The following is a 16,402-nucleotide window of genomic DNA, read 5'->3' as shown; positions in this document are numbered from 1 at the left end:
TCCCATTTGAGACATCAAATAGAGGGGAAAGGTAGCGCAAGCGCGGTTTGCGTCCCATTTGAGACACCAAAGGGAGGGGAAAGGTACCGCAAGCGCGGTTTGCATCCCATTTGAGACATCAGAGGGAGGGGAAAGGTAGCGCAAGCGCGGTTTGCATCCCATTTGAGACATCAAAGGGAGGGGAAAGGTACCGCAAGCGGGGTTTGCATCCCATTTGAGACATCAAGGAGAGGGGAAAGGTACCGCAAGAGTGGTATGCATCCCATTTGAGTCATCAGAGGGAGGGGAAAGGTAGCGCAAGCGGGGTTTTCATCCCATTTGAGACATCAGAGAGAGGGGAAAGGTAGCGCAAGAGTGGTATGCGAGACCTTTCAAGGCCCTGGGAGTGGCCTAAGGTATCGCAAGAACCGGATACCCGCCCTTAGCAGTTTCCCGGAGGGATGAAAGGTAACGCAAGAACCGGATACGCGCCCTTAGCAGTCCCACGGAGAGGTGGAAGGTAACTCAAAGGAATAAAAAAACCGTGCATATTCCAATAATCCGGAATATAGCACGGTTTTTTATTCGGATCCAAAATGGAAACAAAAAACAACAGATTTTCAGTATCCTGAGGATTTATGGCCGGTTTTCACCTTCTTATTCTGTTGACACTGCTGGGTCGGCCTGTTCTTTTACTGGCACGACCTGGATGAAGTGGTCTTCTGGATGGTCCATAAGCTTGGCGAGCTGTTCAGCTTCATTCTTTTGCCCATGACGTTCCAGCATTGCCGCGTATTGCCCAAGCAGTTCTTTTACATCGCCGATTCCTTTGGCGTTCAAGGCTTCAATTGAAACCTTCGCTCCTTTGGCAATCCGGCGGGAAATAGCTTCTGTAGTCAGTCCCATTTCAGGCTGGTGCCTTAAGTAAACGACACCGCCTGTCATGCCTGCGCAAATCCATGGTCCCGGGTCGCCAAGGACGAGACCGCGTCCGTTTGTCATATATTCGAAAGCAAAGCCTTTGATATTGGCATTTGAACCTATGTTGCCGTATTCCTTTTCAGGAATTGGCTTCTTGATAGTGCCTCCAATGATCATATCTGCTCCCGACAGCCGGATTCCGGCCCGTGCATCGGCATTTCCCTGTGCCACAAGCAGTCCTTTTTGTGCTCCATATCCAAACCCTTTTCCAACGGAACCATTATAGAAACGGCCATCCTTGCCAGGAGACTTTGCGATCAGGATCGTGCCTCCGAAGGAAGTCTTGCCTACCCCGTCCTGGGTGCCGCCATCGATCTCAATGTCGATGCCTTCAGTATTATAAGCACCAAGTCCGTTTCCAAGGATCGACCCTTTATAGCGTAGTGATATAGGCTGGAGCTTCCTGTATGAGCCATCAAGACGGCCGCGGACTCTATGGCAGGAAACCCTGCTCGCAAGCACCCGCTGCTCGGCTGTGACGCTTGAGAACTCACGGGATAGGTGAAGCTCCTCATCAACTGCATCAAGATACTCGGCACCTGCCGCCACTTGGAGCTGGGTAGCTTTCAGAGCAGCAGATGCTTCCTTCTGATGAGTCATCTGGCTGATTTCGAGCGGCTTCAGCAAGTAGGTCAGGTCAAGCAGGTCTTTCCCTTTAATTTGTTCCAGAAGGTCAGAAAATCCGACAGCTTCCTGCAGATTCCTGATGCCTGCAGAAGCGGCGAGCGCCTTGAGCTCGTTGCCGAAAGCCGTGAATAAGTTCATGATGCCTTGGACGGCAAGGTCGAACTGGCGCGGGACGAACCGCCGCAATCCGTGTTCCTTGGCCTGCGCCTCGGATTCGATCTGTGTTGCAATCCCGACATGGCAGGTATCCAGATGGCATCCCCGGCAGGTCGTACAGCCAATCGCAAGCATTGAGAGTGTGCCAAAGCCAACGCGGTTTGCACCAAGCAGCATGAATTTGATGACATCGAGAGAGCTTTTGACGCCCCCATCTGCCCAAAGTTCGACATTGTCGCGCAATCCAGCTTCCAAAAGGGCGTTATGCGCAGCCTTGATGCCAATTTCAGCAGGCAGTCCGACATGCTGGAGGGCATGGATCCGTGCTGCACCTGTCCCGCCATCGAAACCGCTGAGTGTGATGATATCAGCACCGGCTTTTGCAATTCCGACCGCGATCGTCCCGATATTCGGCACGACCGGCACCTTTACGGCAACCCGCGCCTGGTCGTTGGCTGTCTTCAACTCGTGAATCATCTGTGCAAGGTCCTCGATTGAATAGATGTCATGATTGTTGGATGGCGAAATCAAATCCGAACCGATCGTCGCATTCCTTGCTTCGGCTATTTTAGCGGTTACCTTTGAACCTGGGAGGTGTCCGCCTTCGCCAGGTTTTGCTCCCTGCCCAATCTTGATTTCAAGAAGGTTAGAGGAGTTGAGTAGTTCAGCATTGACCCCAAAGCGCCCTGATGCGACCTGCTGGCCCCGGGTGCGCGGATACTTTCCAAGCATATCCTTGATTTCGCCGCCTTCACCATTCATGCTGACCATATTGAGCCGGTCAGCTCCCTCAGCGTATGCCCGGAAGGCAATTTCGTTTTGAGATCCGAATGACATCGAGGCAATCACGAAGGGCAGGCTATGGTCGCCTACACCAATGTCAACCTCTTCAGGAGACACTGTTGAAGGAGCCTTCTTCAATCCAGTGAGGTGGCGAATTGTCGTCGGATTATTTTCCTCCTGCTCAGAGATCTTTTCGCGGAGCGCACTGTAATCACCAGTTGAGGCAACCTCACTGATGGCCTTCCAGATCCGGGGGAATAGGTGGAATGTTTTGCCGATTCGCTCTTTCTCGTTCTGGAAATCGGCTGCCCTCGCAATCGCATCTTCTTTCATCGCTTCGAAATTGTAGGCGATTCCGTTGGAACCAAAGAAGTTCACAATTACCAGGTATTCGGCGATTTCCTCATTCAATCCGATTGCTGAAAATAAACGTCCGTATCCGCGGAGTTCATGGATTCCGATCGTCGAAATCACCTTTTCAAGCCCTTTCGTCAATGCGCTGTACAAATTGACAAGAGGTTTTACGGAATCATCAAGGACAGTCATGAACAGGTAGTAAGGGCTGATGGCATCAGCGCCAAGTCCAAGAGCGACAATGATATCGTGGAGTGAACGGATCGATGCTGAACGTAGCAGGAGAGAACAATCACGCCGCAGACCGGCTTTTACGAGTGCCTGGTCGATTGCAGAAACAACGAGGTGCGGATCAAGCCATAGGGCATTTTCCTGGTGGGCGACTGCATCATCAAGCACAAGGAGTGTCCTGCCGCCTTTTACCGCTTCGATTGCTTCAGAAGCAATCCGTTCCAGCGCATCCTTTATGGTTTCTTCGTTGGTAAAAACTGTTTCAAGATAGGCTGCCAACTTTTCATCCTGGAAGCATTGGATCACCTGGTCCATGCTAGGCTGGCCAGTTTCAAGCGAACACTCATAGCCTGCTTTTCCTTCAATCAGAAGAGGCGTTACTAGTTCGATTACCTTTCCGGTTTCACTTTTTCCAAACAATGAAGGCCGCCTTCCAAGCACGGTCCTTGTGGAAAAATGCTCGGCTTCGCGATCCCGGTCGATGGCCGGGTTCGTGACGACAGCAACACTTTCCTTGATGAAATCTGCCACGTTCTTTCTTGCAGGGTTAAGGGCTGCAAGCGGGGCATCATGCCCAAGTGAACGGATCGGTTCAGCCCCTTTCTCGGCCATTTGTTCAATGAACTGGATATGATCACGTTCCCAGCCGAATGCTTTATATTGGCCATTATGGATTTTATCCGGGTAGGTCATTGTCACTGTTTTCGCGAGCTTCGGGGCTGCCAGGCGATGGCGTGCTTCTTTAAAAGACAGATGTTTTGAAAGGCGGTTGTATACTTCCTCCTGATATTGTTCGTGCTCAAAAACTACGATGGAATCTCCATTCCACTTCAGTCCGACTTTCTCCCCTGGAGCCAGCGGCTTTGGATCGCCTGTATATTCCGAGGATGGAATGATTCCAGGCTCTGACGAAAATAGGATCGAGCTGTCGGTATCCACCATCCAGAGAGGACGGAGCCCAAGTGCATCCACACTGAAAACAGCTTCGTCGCCAAAACGAGAAATGATTCCTGCAGGCCCTTGGGCAAAGTGGCCCCACGCTTCACGGATATACGTGTACAAATCCTGTAAATGTTCCGGATATCTTTTGATTTCATTGATGATTGGCGGGAAGACGATATCTATCGCTTCAAATAATGTATAGCCGTGCCTGCAGATGAATGTTTCCAATGTCCTGCTTAAATCCTGGGAATCACTGCCGTCCTTCACTAGCGGGACATTCACCATCCGCGCTTCATCGCGAAGCCTTGCAATCGTATTGATTTCCCCGTTATGTCCAAGGACACTGAACGGCTGTACGCGGAAAAAGCTTGATAGAGTGTTGGTTGAATAACGATTGTGGCCAAGAGTCATGGTGGAAGCCACTAATGGGCTAGCAAGGTCAGGATAGTACTTTGGGAGGATGTCGCCGGCCCCCATTACTTTATAGACTGCATGGTATTGGCTTAACGAGGCGACATGCACCTGTTCGTTTTTTTCAAAATCAACAATTAGCTTGAAAAGCTTGCTTGATAACTCACGTCCTGATTGATCAGCAAGGCAAGCGAATTGCCAGAAAACAGGGTTTTCCTGAATGGCGATTGGTCCAAGTGCATCTGCATCCGTTACATCAGTTGATGAGAAAACCAACTCCAGGCCACTGGCTCCAAGCTTTGCTTCGAGCTCTTCGAGTATTGACTGGGAACCTTCGTGCCTGGTAATGAATACATGCCCGACCACAAAGTTTTCCTGATCCGCTGCCGCAGGGTCGCTCCCTGAAACAGCCAGCTTTTCTCTCCACAGCGCCCGGGGAATATCGATATGGACTCCAACGCCATCTCCTTCGCCGTTGATGAAGCCGGCGCGATGGTTCATGGTGATAAGTCCATCTATGCAGTGGAATATATTTTCGCGGGTCGGGATTTTCTTTTTCTCAATGCTTGCCACAATTCCGCAGGCATCGTGTTCTTGTTTCGCAAAATCCTTGAATTGAGATGGGGACCAAGTTTTAGTCATAGAATTTCGGCTTGTAAAAGGGAATCCTTTAAGCCGGCTCACCTCCTGGAAAAATTGTAAGATTTTAAATGGATTTTCAGTTTGTGGGTGCAATGGTCGACGGGAAAGTTCTGCAGAATTTCAGTGGCCATTTGAATGACGAAGTGTAAAAAATGGTATGGCTAATAATATCATAAGAATTTTCAGAAATCAATTATTATACAAACATTTGGATAAAAAAAGTGAAGAGGATTGAGATGGATAAGTTATAAACCTTTGATTGTAAACGTTTTCATTGACAGCTAAAAAAAGAACAGGAGCCTTTACGACTCCTGTTGTGTATAGAGGATTGCATATTTATTCGTTTCCCATTGTATAAAAAACCTGGTCGACGGCGTGGAGTGTTGCCTCGATGTCTTCCTTTGTATGGGCAATCGTTATGAACCACGCTTCGTATTTAGACGGTGCCAGGTTGATGCCCTGCTTCAGCATCAGCTTGAAAAAGCGGGCGAACATTTCTCCATCCGTGTTTTCAGCCTGTTCGTAGTTCTCAATCTTTTCATCTGTGAAATAGATTGTAAGAGCACCCTTTAAACGGTTGATGGTTATAGGAATTCCATGCTTGCCTGCTGAAGCTGATATTCCTTCTTCAAGCATAGCGCCAAGCTGGTCAAGGTACTCATATACACCATCCTGTTTGAGAACTTCCAGGCAGGCAATGCCGGCCTGGATGGAAGCTGGGTTTCCAGCCATTGTGCCGGCCTGGTATGCAGGTCCAAGCGGGGCGACTTTTTCCATGATTTCTTCTCTGCCCCCATATGCGCCAATCGGCAACCCGCCTCCTATGATTTTGCCCATTGCAGTAAGATCCGGCGTCACGCCAAGAAGATCCTGTGCACCTCCGTACATGAAGCGGAAAGCGGTAATGACTTCATCAAAAATCACCAATGCCCCCGCCTGATGGGTAAGTTCCTTGACCTGTTCGAGGAAACCAGGCTTTGGCTCGACAATCCCGAAGTTGCCGACGATTGGCTCAACGAGTACTGCTGCGATTTGGCTGCCCCATTTTTCAAGTGCATCTTTGAAAGGGCCGATTTCATTAAAAGGAACCGTGATCACTTCCTGGGCTATGCTTTTTGGAACACCGGCGGAGTCTGGGGTTCCGAGTGTGGAGGGCCCAGAGCCCGCTGCGACAAGGACAAGGTCGGAGTGGCCGTGGTAACATCCGGCGAATTTGATGATTTTATCCCGGCCGGTATAGGCACGGGCAACACGGATGGTCGTCATCACTGCCTCTGTGCCAGAATTCACAAAACGGACCTTATCCAGCGCAGGCATCGCTTCCTTCAGCATCTTTGCGAACGTGACTTCATGTGGGGTAGGAGTTCCATATAGCACTCCTGTTTCCGCCGCCTTTTTGATTGCTTCGGTTATATGGGGGTGGGCATGGCCGGTAATGATCGGCCCGTATGCGGCCAGATAATCGATATATTGATTGCCATCGACATCCCAGAAGTAAGCTCCCTGGCCCCGCTCCATCACGACCGGAGCGCCTCCCCCTACGGCTTTGTAAGAACGCGAAGGACTGTTGACACCACCGACGATATGTTCAAGTGCTTCGCTATGTATACGTTCTGAATTTGTTATTTGCATCGTATAACCTCCTATATAAGCTGCTTTTCTATTCTATCATTAAATTTAATCTTTAACGGATTGTTTTACTAGTCAAAAAACAAAGCCCCAACTGAAAAAGTTTGAGGCCAGGTCAATCATTTTCCTGTTTAAGCGGCCAAAAAAAAGCCTTTTTGAATGCATTGTAATGCAGGAGCGGCTGTGATTGCAGCGGATTTTGGCCAACCATCGGAACCAGGTTTTCGTGCATGATTTCTGCTGACGCCCGCTGAAGCTCCCACTTGGTATGGTGAATATCGGCCCTGTACAGCCCATTTCCCCGTTTTGTCCAGAGGCAATACCGTTCAGTGAACCAGTGCTCCAGCGTTCCAGGTTCCGCGAAGAACACATCATTTTCCGGCCGGTAGCTGACATGGAGTTTTGCGGAGGCATCCGATACCGGAAGCCGGATGGAATCCAATTTTACAGTGTCATCCAGCCGGAAGCGGATATTGGCTTGTTTATAAGGAAGTCCAAAGAACAGTTTCGCACCAAAAACCACCGTCAGCTGATTGGCATCCAGGGAAAAGAAATAGACGCCAGGGTTCCCCTTATAAGTAACGTACGTTCTTGCATTCACTTCAATATAATGGCTGAAAAAAGGGATGGGGGGGATAAATCGGCCGCGCGTATTCTTCACCTGGAAGGGGACAATGCCTATCCAAGCATCCCCATCATAAGTATCGATTTCCAGTTCTGGCGGTACGTTGTCCCTCAGCATTCCTGCGGGCAGCGGCCAGTGGGCGAACAGTGTATGATGCCACTCCTGGGTCATGATCCATGGATCAACCGGCATCGGAAAGGTACGATGGCTTTGTACTAGTAATTCTTTCCTCATTGAATTCATCCCTTTTTGCGATTAAATTACCCTAAAAGGGTGTGTGCTAATCTTTCCAGGGCTTAGCATTTGTTTTACTCCATATGATTAGCTAAACTGTTTTGTTAGGGATAAAGGAGGAAATGAAATGGACGCTATAGAAGTGAAGGGGCTGAGGAAAGAATTTAAGGCTTATTCAAGCAGGTCGGGGCTGTCAGGGGCTTTCCGCGATCTTTTCACGCGGAATTATACCATCATTCCTGCTGTGAATGAAATCAGCTTCAATGTCCAGCAAGGTGAAATGGTCGGCTATATAGGGGAAAACGGGGCTGGGAAATCGACAACCATCAAAATGCTTACAGGGATCCTGACTCCTACATCTGGACAAATCACCGTAAATGGAATGAATCCCCATAAGGAGCGAGAAAAGTTTGTCCAGACAATCGGAGTCGTCTTCGGCCAACGATCACAGCTCTGGTGGGATATTGCGGTCCAGGAATCGTTCCGGCTGCTGAAAAAGGTGTATAAGGTATCTGATGCCGATTATAACGAGCATATGGACCATGTCATCAAAACGCTTGAAATCGGTCCGCTGCTGGACAAGCCGGTAAGGAAGCTTTCTCTTGGCCAAAGGATGAGGTGCGAGCTTGCAGCAGCCCTGATCCATAACCCGCCTCTGCTGTTCCTGGACGAGCCGACGATTGGGCTGGATGTGCTAGTGAAGCTCAGAATCAGGGATTTCCTTAAAGAAATCAATGAAAAATACAATACCACTATCTTGCTCACGACCCATGATCTTTCTGATATCGAAGCTCTTTGCGAACGAGTGATCATGCTTGATGAAGGATCGATTATCTATGATGGTGCTTTGAAAAGCCTGAAAGAGAAGTGGGGAGATGGACAGGAGATCAGTTTTGAATTCATCGAAAAAGCGGATATCAGCCGGCTTGAAGCATTGACAAGCGATTTGGACGCGAAGTGGCAGCTTGATGAGAAAGACCAGGTGTTCACCGTAGTTATAAGTGACAATGAAGAAGCGGTATCACAGTTGATTGCAAGGACGGTCTCTGCCTATAGAATAAAAGATGTAAAGATCAATGAACCATCTACTGAGGAAATCATCCGCAACATCTATGAAAAAGGAATGGCATAGAAATGGATAAATACATTGAAATGATCCGCATCCGCTTTTTAATGATGCTTGCATACAGGACGAATTATTACACCGGAATCTTGATCTACAGCATCAATATTGGAGCTTATTATTTCCTCTGGAATGCTATTTACGGCGGAAAAGATGAGATTCAAGGACTTTCAGTCATCCAGATGACAACCTACATCGCGGTGGCCTGGATGGCCCGGGCTTTTTACTTTAATAATATTGACCGGGAGATGGCGATGGAGATTAAGGAAGGCAAAGTTGCTGTGGAGCTGATCAGGCCATACAGCTATCTGGGCATGAAGACCATGCAGGGTCTTGGCGAAGGGATTTTTCGGCTGTTCTTCTTCTCAATGCCCGGGATGTTGATTGTCGCGCTGATCTTCCCGCTTGAATTCTCGGCAGACCTTACGACATGGATCCTGTTTGCTGTTTCGATCCTGCTGAGTTTTTTCATCAACACACAATTGAACCTGCTGACCGGGATTACGACTTTCTTCCTATATAATAATACGGGGCTGATTAGAGCCAAGCGGGTCATAATCGATCTATTCTCCGGCCTGCTTCTGCCGATCAGCTTTTTCCCTGGATGGGCACAAGAAATCATGAAGTTTTTGCCTTTCCAGGGGATCAGTTACATTCCGAGCATGATTTTCACAAATGGTTTTAATGGAAATCAAGCGTTTGAAGCCATCCTGTTACAGGCTGCCTGGGTAGTGATCCTGCTCATCCCGATTCAAATCCTCTGGGTGATAGCAAAAAAACAGCTCATTATACAAGGAGGGTGACACATGTTTTACGTTACGATGTTTTTTCGGTATGTCGCCCAATACATGAAAACAAGACTTGAATACCGTGCCGATCTGTTCGTCGAACTTTTTTCGGATTTGTTATTCCAAGCGGTTAATCTTATATTTATCCTTGTTGTATTTGACCATACAGATTTCCTTAATGGCTGGAACAAGGATGAAATTATTTTCATCTATGGCTTTTTCCTTGTACCGTATGCGATCTTTTCTTCTTTTTTTAATATATGGGATTTCAATGAACGCTATATTGTAAAAGGAGAGCTGGACAGGATTTTGACAAGGCCGATTCATAGCCTGTTCCAGGTTATCCTTGAAAGGATGGAACTGGAATCTCTTTTCGGTGCAGTTACAGGAATTGCTGTCATGCTTTATTCAGGCAGCCGTCTGGACCTTGTGTTCCATTGGTATGATCCTTTTCTCTTTATCATGCTCGTCATTGGAGGCGTTCTAGTGTATGCGGGAATCTTTGTAATGATTGCTTGTATAAGTTTCTGGGCGGATGCAAGGACGTCGATCATGCCGATGATGTACAACATCGGGAACTATGGACGGTATCCGGTCGATATTTACAATAAAGCCATCCGGTTTGTGTTAACCTGGATCCTTCCTTTTGCTTTTGTGGGCGTCTATCCTGCCGCCTATTTCCTAGGGCGGGACGAGTGGTATGGCTACTCCTTTTTGACGCCGGTTATCGGGATTGCTTTTTTCAGCCTGTCAGTTTTCCTCTGGAATGAAGGTGTAAAGCGCTACAGGGGAGCAGGGAACTAGTTTACCTGGGATGTAGCGTAAAACCCTTAATGCAGCGGGCTATAGATGAGGTGAGGACGTTTCCGGCAATTGTGTCCATCTACCGGTTTTAATTGAGGGAATAAACAGGACTTGCTTGCATACTGGCGTTCAAACGAGCGTATAGTTGGAAAGAGAGACTGGGAAGCGGGGCTGTGCCATGCAATTTTATCTGTCGATTTTTCTGATTGTAACCGCGATGACATTAAGTTTAAGAACACTGTTCATCCCCAACAAAATTAAAGGCAAGCAGCTTTCGTTCGAGAATTTCCTGACGCTGGCATTGACCTATGCAACCGTGATGGCTGGATTCGGTCTGCTGTATTACTTGCTCGAGCACAGGGGGATTGCTGTCCTCTCTGGCGGCGGATTCAGGGAGCTCACTACTTCATATGAAAGAATGGCAACCAGTGTCTATTTCAGTGCTGTCACTTTGTTTTCCGTTGGATATGGCGACATCGCACCAGTCGGTATCGGCCGAATCATCGCGGTTTTAGAAGCGTTGATCGGTTATACCATTCCTGCGGCCTTTGTTACCAGGGTGGTATTTGAAAGGGAGAAAAATAGCATTTAAATCCAGGCGGCCAATTTAACGGATTGGCCGCCTCGAATTTGTATTCCCAGCCAAAATTAGATAGGCTATTGGTAGCGAAGAATTTTTTGGAGGGATTAAGATGGCATTGGTTATTGGCGAAAACGCACCGCAATTCGAATTGCCGGCAAGCAATGGCAAAACAGTCAAGTTATCAGACTTTCTTGGGAAAAATGTCGTCCTTTATTTTTACCCTAAGGATATGACCCCCGGCTGCACGACTGAAGCTTGTGACTTCAGGGACCATCATGAGAGCTTTGAAGGACTGGACGCTGTGATCCTTGGTGTCAGTCCTGATCCGGTCAACAGGCATGAAAAATTCATCGAGAAGCATGGATTGCCCTTCCTGCTGCTCGCAGATGAAGACCACGAAGTAGCTGAAAAATATGGAGTCTGGAAGCTGAAGAAAAACTTCGGCAAAGAATACATGGGTATCGAACGATCTACCTTCATCATTGACAAGGAAGGCAAACTCGCCAAGGAATGGCGGAAAGTCAAGGTCAAAGGACATGTCGAAGAAGCACTCCAATTTATAAAGGAAAATCGATAATCAGGAAGGCAGCCTATACAGGGCTGCCTTCCTGCTAGTTCAGCCAGTATTCCAATTGCATTAGGAATATTAATCATTGGAACCGTCAGTCATGAATACGGCATTGAAATGTCAATCAGGAATAAGGAAATTGCCATTCCCGTTTTTATAGAGCGTGGTTTTGAAGGGTACAACATCAAGATGATAGACAGAGATTTTTACCGTACTTCGCTTGGCGGCCGATCTTAAAAAGAGAGAAGCGAACTATTTTAATCCAGAGGAAACCAACTGCATCTGTTTCAACCTCACGATAGGCCTTCAATTTTTCCCATTGTGCTTTACCGAGAACCCGTTTGGGCACGATTTGCCTCGGATTGTTTCCCTTTTGTCTTTCCGGGGTCTTCGCCTATTTTAAGGAAAGCAGGCTTTTGTCCATTCCTTTTCCTTCAAGCTGAATATTATTGTATTAGGGCATACCTCCTCAAACTTTATTTGCGGGCCAAAATGGTCCGCCTTTTTTATATAAAGCTTTGTTAAATTTGAATGTTGTTTTCAACTCCAGGCACTTCGCTTTCTGGGGGAGAGCCTTCTGTTCCAAACCGACTGGTATTCCAAATCAACGTTGATCTTAAAAATTTTTTTATGAAGAAACGAAGCAGCATGAAGAAGTGTACCTAGATATCACCTTTTTAGCCTTTGCAAGTCAGAGGTTTGGTTTTCTGGATAGTCTTAGAAGTTGTTTAAAAAAATGAAAATTAATACAATTAAATGGATAAATCAATTTTGAGGAGTTGAGATTGTGAACATCTATTCTTCGTTATTACCATCTGAATCAATTCGGGAAGAAGTAAAGAAAGCCTTTCCTGAAGTCCGATTCGAATTCCATAAAGGCATCAAGGAAGAGTTGTTTTTGGATGCGGAAGTTTTCATTACATATGGTGAAGATTTAACAGATGAATTAATTTTCAAGACCGATAAGCTGAAGTGGATCATGGTGATGTCGGCCGGGTTGGAGAAAATGCCGTTTGAAGCCTGCAAAACGCGGGGAATTTTAGTAACAAACGCAAGGGGCATCCATAAAATCCCGATGGCGGAATTCACAATCGGCCTGATGCTCCAGCATGTGAAGCAGATGAAAACGATATGGGAAAATGAAAAACAGCAGCTATGGGAGCGGAAGTTGCCGATGGGAGAATTATACGGTAAAACTTTGCTTATCCTAGGTATAGGGGCAATTGGCGGAGAGGTCGCCAGGCTAGCAAAAGCATTCAATATGAAAACAATTGGAGTAAACCGAAGTGGCAACATGGCGGATTGGGCGGACGAAATCTGTACGATGGAAAATTTCGGACTAGCGCTCCCAGAAGCGGATTTTATCGTCTCGGTATTGCCTAGCACGAAAGAGACGAAGCATTTCCTTGATTCACCCCATTTCGATGCAATGAAGGATACCTGTGTTTTTATCAATATTGGACGCGGTGATTTGGTGCGGGAGGATATCCTGCTGAAAGTCCTTAAAGAAAAGAAAATCGCACATGCATATTTAGATGTTTTTTCTAGCGAGCCGCTTCCTGAAGGACATCCATTTTGGACAATGGACAATGTGACGGTAACACCTCATATTTCAAGTTTGACAAAAAACTATTTGCCAAGGTCGTTCGAAATTTTCAACCATAATCTGCATACATATATGAACAAAGGCAATGACTATCTAAATGTGATAAACCTAGACAGGGGGTACTGAAATGAAGATCTATACGAAAACAGGTGATAAAGGAACAACCTCCCTTATCTATGGTTCACGAGTCAGTAAAAGCGATACCCGGGTAGAAGCTTATGGCACATGTGATGAAGCAAATTCTATGATCGGACTCGCATTGAGTTATTTGCAAGGTGAATACTTTCCGGGAAAGGAAGGACTTCAATCCATCTTCCATAAAATCCAGACTGTGCTATTCCATGCTGGGGCAGAACTTGCAACACCTGCAGGGAAAGAAGTGAAATGGACGCTCAAACAAGCGGACATTGAAGAATTGGAAAAAACCATCGATGAGTGGGATGCTTCTCTTCCTCAGTTAACCAACTTCATCCTTCCGGGGGGGCATCAGGCGGGTGCGGCGTTTCATGTTGCAAGGACAATTGTGAGAAGATCGGAACGGATCGCGGTCTGTCTGGGGGAAGAAGTGAATCCGCTCGTACTGTCTTACCTGAATCGTCTTTCGGACTTTTTGTTTGTCGCTGCTAGATATGTGAATATGCATCTTGGATCTAAGGAGCAAACCTTGCATCAAGAGTAACTTCATTGAAATAAATGTAAATGTTTGCGAGGTAGTAATATTGACAAAAGTGTCATCGAATTAGTACACTATTTATAAACATTATAAAATAAGAATGATATCTAAGGAAAAGTGAGGTGCATGGCGGTGGTACAGAATCAGTTAAAACAAGCCCTTGATACCCTGAAGGATACAGGAGTCCGTATTACTCCGCAACGTCATGCGATACTCGAATATTTGATAAACTCAATGTCGCATCCGACTGCCGACGAGATATATAAAGCGCTTGAAGGAAAGTTCCCGAATATGAGTGTTGCGACAGTTTATAACAATCTGAGAGTATTCCGTGAAGTTGGATTAGTCAAGGAACTGACCTTTGGTGATGCCTCAAGTCGTTTTGACTATGTGACGACCCATCATTATCACGTAATCTGTGATAAGTGCGGCAAGATCGTCGATTTCCATTACCCTGGTCTTGATGAAGTAGAACATCTTGCTTCACATGTTACAGGTTTCAAGGTCGGCAACCACAGAATGGAGATTTATGGAACATGTCCGGAATGCTCAGTAAAAGAGGTACATTAAATGTTGCTACAAAAAAACTCGGCTATCATGCCGAGTTTATTTTTGTTTCCTGTTATATTTTTCATCAAAGACCTTTCCCTCAAGATCAGAGTCGAGGGTTAACGGTTCATTGCAATACATACACATATCCACCCTGCCAAGCATCTTGGTCTGTTTCCCGCAATTCGGGCACACAACCTGGACAGTTTTTGTCGACAACATGCCGATCCAAAAATAAACGACCGTGCTGGCGATGATGAACAAAAGGCCCAGGATCATGAAGATTGTCATGACAACGGGGGAGTTGCGAAAGAAGATCCCAGCGTACATGACGATAAAGCCGATAAAGATCAGGCTTAAGGCGAAGGTGCGAATTTTATTTATTTTACTTGAATATTTAGCCATCAATTTCCCTCCCTAAAAAACAACTATATCATACTATTTAGGGGAGAATAAAACATAAAATACCGCCAAAGGTGTCGAAAAATGTCTAGAGTATTTGCAGGAGATTTTATATAATTGTCGAACATATATGCTAACAAACTAATGGGGGAGTTTTGAGATGGAGGATATCCTTCGTTCTATATATCAAGAGCGCGCAAGCCATCCGAGTACTGTAGGGGTCATCATAGTCGAGAAAAGGCAAAACGCCATTCCGACAACTGATACATTCGACGCAATTTTGCTTATCATCGTAAAGGAAAACAATGATCCGGTGTTCGTAAAACACTACACCTATAATGATAAAAAAGCTGCCATGCATATCGTAACGGAAAAGCAAATTCATGACTGGTTGTTATTGGGTAATAACAAGAAGATCTTCGATTGGATCTATAATGGGAAAATCATTTTTGACCGGAATGATTACATAGCTAATTTAAAACATGAACTGAAAGAGTTTCCATTCCTTGGACGGAAAATCAAAATGGGAATTGAATTTGCAAAGTTGATCAGAAGGTATATTGACGGAAAAGCCTTTTTTGATCATTATCACTATCTTGATGCCTACAATCATGTAGTGCATTCGCTCCATCATTTAGCAAGACTGGCGGTCATCGAAAACGGCTTTCATCCAGAGGTGACTGTCTGGCATCAAGTAAAGCAAATCGAGCCTGAGATTTATAAGTTATACGAAGAACTTGTCTGTAGTGAAGAAACATTGGAAAAAAGGCTTGAACTTTTGTTCCTCGCAAGTGAATTCCTAATCCATAAAAGTACAAAAGCAGGAATCCAGCATCTGATGGAGGTACTGCAGTCAAAAGAATCTTGGTCCTTCAATGACATGCTGATGCATCCGGAGCTGACTCCTTACTCGGTTGATCTTGGGATCCTAATTGAATACCTAATTGATAAAAAAATCCTTGAAGCAGTAGAAGCCGAAACTAAAGGTCAAGGTATTCATCATCGTTTCTATCGGATTCCTGAAAAGTTATCCTAAAAAAACAAAAAAGTTATTGACCTTTGAAATAATACTTGGTATATTAATAACCGTCGCTGCGAAACGCCATAAAAACACTTTCGTGGCAGACGGTCATACTTGATTATGTGTTATATGCGATATCATGTTTTAAATTAAAAAAGATATTGACATAAAGGACACAGGCTGGTATATTAATAAGGTCGCTTCCGGGCGACATAGTGAAAATTGCTCTTTGAAAACTAAACAAACAAGCGTCAACAAACAATAATCATCATGGCTTCTTTATGAAGATCATGAGCCAACGTTTTTTTATTATGAGCTAACTCATACTCTTTCTTGGAGAGTTTGATCCTGGCTCAGGACGAACGCTGGCGGCGTGCCTAATACATGCAAGTCGAGCGGACAGAAGGGAGCTTGCTCCCTGAAGTCAGCGGCGGACGGGTGAGTAACACGTGGGCAACCTGCCTGTAAGACTGGGATAACTCCGGGAAACCGGGGCTAATACCGGATAACCCTTTCCCTCGCATGAGGGAGAGCTGAAAGACGGTTTCGGCTGTCACTTACAGATGGGCCCGCGGCGCATTAGCTAGTTGGTGAGGTAATGGCTCACCAAGGCAACGATGCGTAGCCGACCTGAGAGGGTGATCGGCCACACTGGGACTGAGACACGGCCCAGACTCCTACGGGAGGCAGC

The 16,402-nt window shown here is 46.2% G+C and carries 13 protein-coding genes and 1 rRNA gene; 10 read left to right on the top strand and 4 right to left on the bottom strand.

Annotated elements, in window-relative coordinates:
* Positions 1-636: 636 nt before the first annotated feature.
* From JJQ88_RS17640 to JJQ88_RS17630, 3 genes are all read right to left on the bottom strand, one after another.
* A complete protein-coding gene (locus JJQ88_RS17640) occupies positions 637-5,106 on the bottom strand; it encodes a glutamate synthase-related protein (protein WP_210367357.1) in 4,470 nt (1,489 codons plus the stop codon).
* A gap of 336 nt (positions 5,107-5,442) precedes the next feature.
* Positions 5,443-6,738 carry a glutamate-1-semialdehyde 2,1-aminomutase gene (locus tag JJQ88_RS17635; protein WP_210367356.1) on the bottom strand — a complete coding sequence of 432 codons (1,296 nt, stop codon included), beginning with the start codon at positions 6,736-6,738 and terminating at the stop codon, positions 5,443-5,445.
* 112 nt (positions 6,739-6,850) lie between these two features.
* Positions 6,851-7,594 (bottom strand): YqjF family protein, encoded by a 744-nt coding sequence (locus JJQ88_RS17630; RefSeq protein WP_210367355.1) that lies wholly within the window; start codon positions 7,592-7,594, stop codon positions 6,851-6,853.
* 127 nt (positions 7,595-7,721) lie between these two features.
* Here JJQ88_RS17630 and JJQ88_RS17625 point away from each other — a divergent pair, with 127 nt between their 5' ends.
* The 8 genes from JJQ88_RS17625 to perR all read left to right on the top strand — a co-directional run bounded on the left by JJQ88_RS17625 (position 7,722) and on the right by perR (position 14,309).
* Positions 7,722-8,726, top strand: coding sequence for an ABC transporter ATP-binding protein (locus JJQ88_RS17625; protein ID WP_210367354.1), 1,005 nt, complete (start codon positions 7,722-7,724; stop codon positions 8,724-8,726).
* 2 nt (positions 8,727-8,728) lie between these two features.
* The gene (locus JJQ88_RS17620; RefSeq protein WP_210367353.1) at positions 8,729-9,520 is read left to right on the top strand and encodes an ABC transporter permease; all 792 of its coding nucleotides are present in this window, start codon (positions 8,729-8,731) and stop codon (positions 9,518-9,520) included.
* A 3-nt stretch (positions 9,521-9,523) separates the two neighbouring features.
* Entirely contained in the window at positions 9,524-10,309 is a 786-nt protein-coding gene (locus JJQ88_RS17615; RefSeq protein WP_210367352.1) for an ABC transporter permease, read from the top strand.
* A gap of 178 nt (positions 10,310-10,487) precedes the next feature.
* Positions 10,488-10,901 carry a potassium channel family protein gene (locus tag JJQ88_RS17610; RefSeq protein WP_210367351.1) on the top strand — a complete coding sequence of 138 codons (414 nt, stop codon included), beginning with the start codon at positions 10,488-10,490 and terminating at the stop codon, positions 10,899-10,901.
* A gap of 100 nt (positions 10,902-11,001) precedes the next feature.
* A complete protein-coding gene (gene bcp / locus JJQ88_RS17605) occupies positions 11,002-11,469 on the top strand; it encodes a thioredoxin-dependent thiol peroxidase (RefSeq protein WP_210367350.1) in 468 nt (155 codons plus the stop codon).
* Positions 11,470-12,247: 778 nt separating this feature from the next.
* Entirely contained in the window at positions 12,248-13,192 is a 945-nt protein-coding gene (locus JJQ88_RS17600) for a D-2-hydroxyacid dehydrogenase (RefSeq protein WP_210367349.1), read from the top strand.
* Between the two features lies 1 nt (position 13,193).
* On the top strand, positions 13,194-13,745 hold the full coding sequence (locus JJQ88_RS17595) for a cob(I)yrinic acid a,c-diamide adenosyltransferase (protein WP_210367348.1): 552 nt from the start codon (positions 13,194-13,196) through the stop codon (positions 13,743-13,745).
* Positions 13,746-13,865: 120 nt separating this feature from the next.
* Positions 13,866-14,309, top strand: coding sequence for a peroxide-responsive transcriptional repressor PerR (perR, locus tag JJQ88_RS17590; RefSeq protein ID WP_246861265.1), 444 nt, complete (start codon positions 13,866-13,868; stop codon positions 14,307-14,309).
* Between the two features lie 36 nt (positions 14,310-14,345).
* Here perR and JJQ88_RS17585 read toward each other — a convergent pair whose 3' ends face one another.
* Positions 14,346-14,696, bottom strand: coding sequence for a YgzB family protein (locus JJQ88_RS17585; protein ID WP_210367346.1), 351 nt, complete (start codon positions 14,694-14,696; stop codon positions 14,346-14,348).
* Positions 14,697-14,850: 154 nt separating this feature from the next.
* On the opposite strand from JJQ88_RS17585, the gene JJQ88_RS17580 reads away from it, so the two are divergent.
* On the top strand, positions 14,851-15,726 hold the full coding sequence (locus JJQ88_RS17580) for a nucleotidyltransferase-like protein (RefSeq protein WP_210367345.1): 876 nt from the start codon (positions 14,851-14,853) through the stop codon (positions 15,724-15,726).
* A 315-nt stretch (positions 15,727-16,041) separates the two neighbouring features.
* A 16S ribosomal RNA gene (locus JJQ88_RS17575) occupies positions 16,042-16,402 on the top strand; the annotation flags it as partial.

The sequence above is a fragment of the Bacillus sp. REN3 genome, assembly GCF_017912555.1.
Lineage (GTDB): Bacteria > Bacillota > Bacilli > Bacillales > Cytobacillaceae > Mesobacillus.
This window is presented reverse-complemented; position numbering and strand designations above follow the sequence as displayed.